The organism is Spirillospora sp. NPDC046719 (genome assembly GCF_040645715.1).
GTDB lineage: Bacteria > Actinomycetota > Actinomycetes > Streptosporangiales > Streptosporangiaceae > Spirillospora.
In genome coordinates this window covers 1-6,239 of the sequence record NZ_JBEYYT010000499.1, presented here as the reverse complement: position 1 = coordinate 6,239, position 6,239 = coordinate 1, and the positions used below count along the sequence as shown (strand labels likewise).

The following is a 6,239-nucleotide window of genomic DNA, read 5'->3' as shown; positions in this document are numbered from 1 at the left end:
CCAGCGCCGCCGCCGCCAGCGCCCCCGCCAGCGCGCACACCCCCGCCCACCCGAACCCCCCGTACGCCCGGGCCGCCAGCCACGACCCCGCCGCCCCGCCCAGATACCCGCACGTCATGTAGGCGGTGTTCACCCGGCTGCGCGCGTCCGCCCGCAACCCGTAGTTGCGGACCTGATTGGCGACCATCCCCGACTGCATCGCCACGTCCAGCAGCAGAGACCCGGCCGCCAGCCCCGCCAGCCCCACCGCGCCGCCGACGCACCCCACCGCCAGCACCCCCGCCGACACCACCACCCCCGCCATCGCCCACAGGCTCACCGCGTCCGCGCCCCGCCTGTCCGCCGCCCGGCCCGCCACCGGCGTGCACACCATCGTCGCCGCGTTCACCAGCGCCAGCGCCCCCACCGCCGGCGCCCCCAACCCGTACCGGGGACCCGCCAGCAGCAGCGCCACCCCCGTCCACACCGCCGAGAACGCACCGAACACCGCCGCCTGGTAGAAGCACGACCGCCGCAGGTCCGGCTCCTCCCGCAGCAGCGCGAGCGGCTCCAGCAGCAACCGCCCGTAGCGCTGCCCCGACGGCGGCACCGTCACCGGCAGCCCGCGCGCCAGCACCACCGCGAGCACCAGCGCCAGCGCCGCCGCCACCAGATACGGCGACCGCCACCCCAGCCACTGCGCCAGCGGCCCGCCCAGCGACCGCGACAGCAGCATCCCGCCCAGCGACCCGCTCAGCATCACCCCGCTCACCCACCCCCGCCGCGACGCCGGAACCAGCCCCGCCGCCATCGGCCCCACCACCGGCGCGACCACCGTCGCCGCCCCCGCCGCCGCGCTCGCCGCCACCAGCACCCCCGCCCCCGGCGCGGCGCCCGCCACCGCCAGCGCCGCCGCCGTCACCGCCAGCAGCACCACGATCAGCCGCCGGTGCGCCACCCGGTCGCCCAGCGGCACCAGCAGGAAGATCCCCGCCGCGTACCCGAACTGTGCCGCCGACACCACCCCCGCCGCCGTCCCCGCGCCCAACCCCAGCCCCGCCGCGACCGCCGGAGCCGCCGCCTGCGGGAAGTACACGTTCCCGACCGCGACCCCGCACGTCACCGCCAGCAACACGATCACACCCCGGCCCGCACCCGGCACCGGCACCGGCGCCGTCGCCGACGTCGTGCCCGCGGCGTCCTCGCCGCCCGTGCCACCGCCCGCCGCGCCGATACTCGTCGCGCCGGTGCCCGCCGTGTTCGTGCCCGCCGTGTTCGCTGCGCTCGCCGTCATGGCCACGAGTCGATCGCGGAGGCCCCGCCCGGCGGAAACGATGTAGCGTGGCGCTTAATGATCCGTTTCGTGCTCGGTGTCGAGGACCTCGCCGACACCCGCTTCGCGCTGTCACCGCTCGGCGAGACCATGGAGAGCCTGCGGGTCCTGCGCGACCCCGGCCGCTACGCGCTGCAGCTGCCCTGGCGGCGCGACGCCCTGCGGCGCCTCACCGGCGTCGACACCACGCTGCTGATGGCGCTGGTCGGCGACCGGCACGCCATCCCCGACCACCTCACCCCCCGGCCCGGGACGTTCGCCCCCGGCTTCGACGACCAGCTCGCCGCCGCCCGCGCCGCCCCGCCCGGCCGGGTCCGCCGCGACCTGCTCGCCGTCCACGCCCCCGGCCCACCGCCCGCCGCCCTCGCCGACGCCGCCGGCGACGACGCCCGCGTCGCCCGCCTCAACGACGCGATCTGCGACGAGCTGCGCCGCTACTGGCACATCGCCGTCCGGCCGCACTGGCCGCAGATCCGGCTCGTGCTGGAGGCCGACATGACCTACCGCGCCCGCCGCCTGGCCACCGGCGGCGCCCGCGCCCTGTTCGCCGGCATGCACCCCAACCTTCGCTGGGACGACGGCGTCCTGCACATCGACAAGATGATCGGCCGGCACACCGTGCACGCCGCCGGGCGCGGACTGCTGCTGGTCCCCTCGGTGTTCGCGCACAAGCCCGCCCCGCCCGTCAGCCCCGACGAACCGCCCCTGCTCGTCTATCCCAGCCGCGGCGTCGCGACCCTGTGGCGCCCCGCACCCGCCGACACCGCCTCCGCCACCGGTGCGGACGGCGGCCCGGGCGGTGGCGGTGGCGGTGACGCGCTGGCGGCGCTGCTCGGCGCGCCGCGCGCCCGGCTGCTGGGGATGCTCGGCGAACCCCTGCCCACCGTGGAGATCGCCCGCCGGCTGTCGGTCACCCCCAGCGCCGTCTCCCAGCACCTGAAGATCCTGCACGCCGCCGGGCTCGTCGCCCGCGCCCGCGACGGCCGCCACATGCTGTACCGGCGCAGCGCCCTCGGCGACCGCCTCACCGACCCGCACACGGCCCCCGAAACCACTCCCGAACCCTCCATGTGTTCGAAGTAACGTGATATGTGTTAGAAACAGGGTTCAACGAACACGCAGAGGGAGTCGTCATGGAATGGGTCGTCGTCGACTACGGCGAGGTCGTCTGCCACGCACCGCCCGAGGACGCCGCCGCCCGCATCGCCGGCACCGTCGGCGGCGACCCCGCCGCGTTCTGGGACGCCTACTGGAGCGGCCGCCCCGCCTACGACCTCGGCACCGTCGACGCCGCCGGCTACTGGGGCGAGCTGTGCGGGCGCCTGGGCCGCGCCGCCACCCCCGCCCTGCTGGACGTCCTGGTCCGCCTCGACCTGGAGATGTGGTCGCACCTCGACGAGGGCACCCTGAAGATCCTGCGCGACCTCGACGCCCGCCGCGTCCCCCTCGCGCTGCTGTCGAACGCGCCGCTGGAGATGGCCCGCCACATCGAGGCCGCGCCGTTCGCCGCGCTGTTCCGGCACCGCTTCTTCAGCGCCGACCTGCGGCTCGCCAAACCCGACCCCGCGATCTACGCGCACGTCGCCGACGAGCTCGGCGCCGCGCCCGCCGACCTGACCTTCGTCGACGACCGCCCCGCCAACGTCGAGGCCGCCCGCGCCGCCGGCCTGCGCGCGTTCCTGTTCACCGGCGCCGACCGCCTGCGCCGCGACCTGGCCCTCTGACCCGCCCCTGACCGCCCCCCGCAACCGCCGCGCTCGCCGCGGGCGGCGGGGCGGCGCGGGGCCGGGGTCACAGCAGCGGCAACTGCTCGGCGACCGGCCGCGGGGGAGCGGGAACGGGACGGTGACCCGACGGCCCGCGGCGCCCCGCGCCCACCTTGTACCGGGCCGCCAGCTCCCGCACCCGCGCCGCGATCCGCCGCTGGTACCCCTCCGGCGCGTACGCGCCCGACCCGTACAGCCGCGCGTACGGCACGATCAGCTCCGGATGGTGCTCGCGCAGCCACGCGGTGAACCACTCCCGCGCGCCCGGACGCAGATGCAGCGTGATCGCCGACACCGACGTCGCGCCCGCCTCGGCGATCTGCCGCACCGCCGCCTCCAGCTGCGCCGGCGAGTCCGACAGGTAGGGGATCACCGGGCCCATCAGCACCGAGCAGCCGATCCCGGCCTCGTTCAGCCGCGCGCACACCTGCAGCCGCGTGCGCGGCGACGGGGTGCCCGGCTCCACCAGCCGCCACAGCTCGGAGTCCACCGACCCGACCGACACCGCCGCGCCGACCGCGGTGCGCTCGGCCGCCTCCTGCAGCAGCGGCAGGTCCCGCAGGATCAGCGACCCCTTGGTGAGGATCGAGAACGGGTTCGCCGCGTCCCGCAGCGCCGCGATGATCCCCGGCATCAGCCGGTAGCGGCCCTCGGCGCGCTGGTAGCAGTCGACGTTGGTGCCCATCGCGACGTGCTCGCCCCGCCACCGCGGCGCCGCCAGCTCCGCCCGCACCCGCTCGGCCGCGTTCACCTTCACCACGATCCGCGAGTCGAAGTCCGCGCCCGCGTCCATCTCCAGGTACTCGTGGGTCTTGCGCGCGAAGCAGTACACGCACGCGTGGGTGCAGCCCCGGTAGGGGTTGATCGTCCAGCGGAACGGCATCCGGGACGCCTTCGGCACCGCGTTGATCACCGACCGGGCGTGGACCTCGTAGAAGGTCATCCCGCGAAACTCCGGCGTGTCGAAGGTGCGCGCCACCGCCCGCCGCTCGATCAGCGGCACGGCCGCGATGCCGTCCCTGGCGCCGCCGTCCGCGCCGTCATCGGAAAGCCGCAGGTGGTCCCAGCGCACACCCGCCCCCTCTCGAACACGTGAACGACATGGTCAGGCGGCCAGTATGGAACGTGTGTTCGAAGATCGCAACGAGGCGGGCCCCGGTGGCGAAAGGGACGCGGCGGGAGGGTGAGGCATCACACGGACATCGCCGTTCCGTCAGTACCACCGCAACGGATGCGTAACAATGGCTCGCTATGGCATGGCGAACGGGGACGCGGATCCGGGCGGCGGCGGCGGTGCTGGCGGCCGGCGCGGTGACGAGCACGGCGGGCTGCGGCGTACCCGCCTTCGGCGGCGGCAACGACGGCGACCGCGCCGGACCCGTCACCGCCGGCGCCAAGCCCGAATGCCCCAAGGTCACCGCCCCCGACGGCGACGGCCCCTCCCGCCAGGTCCGCGGCATGTGGATCGCCACCGTCGGCAACACCGACTGGCCCACCGAGCCCGGCCAGTCCGCCGCCACCCAGAAGAAGCAGTTCACCCGCCTGCTCGACACCGCCAAGGCGATGAACATGAACGCGGTGTTCGTGCAGATCCGCCCCGACTCCGACGCCTTCTACCCCTCCCCGTACGAGCCGTGGTCGCAGTGGCTCACCGGCACCCAGGGCAAGAACCCCGGCTACGACGTCCTGGACTTCATGGTCAAGGAGGCGCACGCGCGGAACCTGGAGTTCCACGCCTGGTTCAACCCCTACCGCGTCAGCCGCCAGGACGACCTGAAGAAGCTCGCCGCGAACAACCCCGCCCGCCGCCACCCCGACTGGGTCCGCAAGTACGGCGGCGGCCTGTGGTACGACCCCGGCCTGCCCCAGGTCCGCGACCTGGCGACCAAGGCCGTCCTGGACGTCGTCCACAAGTACGACGTCGACGCCGTCCACTTCGACGATTACTTCTACCCCTACCCCGAGGACGGCGACTTCCCCGACGCCGCCACCTACAAGACCTACGGCAAGGGCCTGTCCAAGGCCGACTGGCGGCGCCGCAACGTCGACACCCTCGTCCAGACCCTCTCCCAGCAGATCCACCAGGCCAAACCCTGGGTCCGGTTCGGCATCAGCCCCTTCGGCGTGTGGCGCAACAAGTCCAGCGACCCCGCCGGCTCGCCCACCAGCGCCCTGCAGAGCTACGACGACATCTACGCCGACACCCGCGGCTGGATCAAGAAGGGCTGGCTGGACTACGTCACCCCCCAGCTGTACTGGCCCATCGGCGACCCCCGCGCCGGCTACGCCGAACTCGTCGCCTGGTGGGCCGACCAGGTCAAGGGCACCACGGTGCAGCTGACCATCGGGCAGGCCGGCTACCGCGTCGGCGAACCCGGCGCCTGGCGCAAGCCCGACGAGCTGTCGCGCCACCTCACCCTCGACCGCAAGTACCCGCAGGTCCGCGGCGACGTGTTCTTCAGCGCCGCCGACATCGCCGCCAACCGCCGCGGGTTCGCCGCCCGCCTGCGCGACGACCACTACTCCCGCCCCGCGATCCCGCCCGCCGTCACCGGACGCGGCGGGCACGCCCCGCCCCCCGTCCAGGACACCCGCGCCGTCCCCGACGGCGAAGGCATCAAGGTGCAGTGGCGGCCCTCCCAGGACGCGGTGTCCTACGCGGTGTACCGGGCCGACGGCAGGACCGCCGGATGCGCGCCCCTCGGCGACGCGCGCCTGATCGCCGACGTCCGCGGCGGCGGCGTCATCGACCCCTCCGCGAAACCCGGCCGCGCCTACACCTACTACGTCACCGCCCTGGACCGCCTCCACCACGAGAGCGCGCCCGCACGCGGCTCAACGGTTACCGCCGCCGAAGGATAATGATCATGCTCCGTGGGGAAGAACACAGCACTGCCCGCCCCCCGGAGGTATTGAGCATGGCGCTGTCGATGGAGGAACAGCGGATCCTCACCCAGATCGAGGTCCGCCTGAGCGAGGACGACCCGCGGCTGGCCGGCCGCCTCGCACGGCTCGGCACCCCCCGCGGCCGCCGCGCCCGCGTGATCACCGCGACCGCCCTCGCGCCCCGCGGGCGGCACGCGGCCGCCGGGGGCCCGAAACCCCCCCCCCCAACTACCTGGGACCCCCCCCCCCCCCCCCCCCCCCCCCCCCCCCCCCCC

At 75.0% G+C, this 6,239-nt stretch carries 6 protein-coding genes; 4 read left to right on the top strand and 2 right to left on the bottom strand.

The annotated features are described in order from the left end of the window. Nucleotides 1–1,273 (bottom strand): MFS transporter (locus ABZ914_RS44225; RefSeq protein ID WP_500200713.1); only part of this gene is annotated, 1,273 nt, incomplete at its 3' end. Between the two features lie 57 nt (nt 1,274–1,330). Between ABZ914_RS44225 and ABZ914_RS44220 the strand changes: the two genes are divergently transcribed. Together ABZ914_RS44220 and ABZ914_RS44215 are read left to right on the top strand one after the other, a co-directional pair. Continuing rightward, the gene (locus ABZ914_RS44220) at nt 1,331–2,395 is read left to right on the top strand and encodes an ArsR/SmtB family transcription factor (RefSeq protein ID WP_500200712.1); all 1,065 of its coding nucleotides are present in this window, start codon (nt 1,331–1,333) and stop codon (nt 2,393–2,395) included. 50 nt (nt 2,396–2,445) lie between these two features. Beyond that, nucleotides 2,446–3,036: an HAD family hydrolase gene (locus tag ABZ914_RS44215; protein ID WP_500200711.1), complete on the top strand. Its 591-nt coding sequence runs from the start codon at nt 2,446–2,448 to the stop codon at nt 3,034–3,036. Nucleotides 3,037–3,103: 67 nt separating this feature from the next. On the opposite strand, the gene ABZ914_RS44210 is transcribed toward ABZ914_RS44215, so the two are convergent. Next, complete coding sequence (locus ABZ914_RS44210) at nt 3,104–4,150, bottom strand: Rv2578c family radical SAM protein (RefSeq protein WP_500200710.1); 1,047 nt, start codon at nt 4,148–4,150, stop codon at nt 3,104–3,106. A 179-nt stretch (nt 4,151–4,329) separates the two neighbouring features. Here ABZ914_RS44210 and ABZ914_RS44205 point away from each other — a divergent pair, with 179 nt between their 5' ends. Further along, nucleotides 4,330–5,940 carry a glycoside hydrolase family 10-like protein gene (locus tag ABZ914_RS44205; protein WP_500200709.1) on the top strand — a complete coding sequence of 537 codons (1,611 nt, stop codon included), beginning with the start codon at nt 4,330–4,332 and terminating at the stop codon, nt 5,938–5,940. Further along, the coding region (locus tag ABZ914_RS44200) for a DUF3040 domain-containing protein (RefSeq protein WP_500200708.1) at nt 5,940–6,239 on the top strand (300 nt) is incomplete at its 3' end. The genes ABZ914_RS44205 and ABZ914_RS44200, both read left to right, overlap by 1 nt.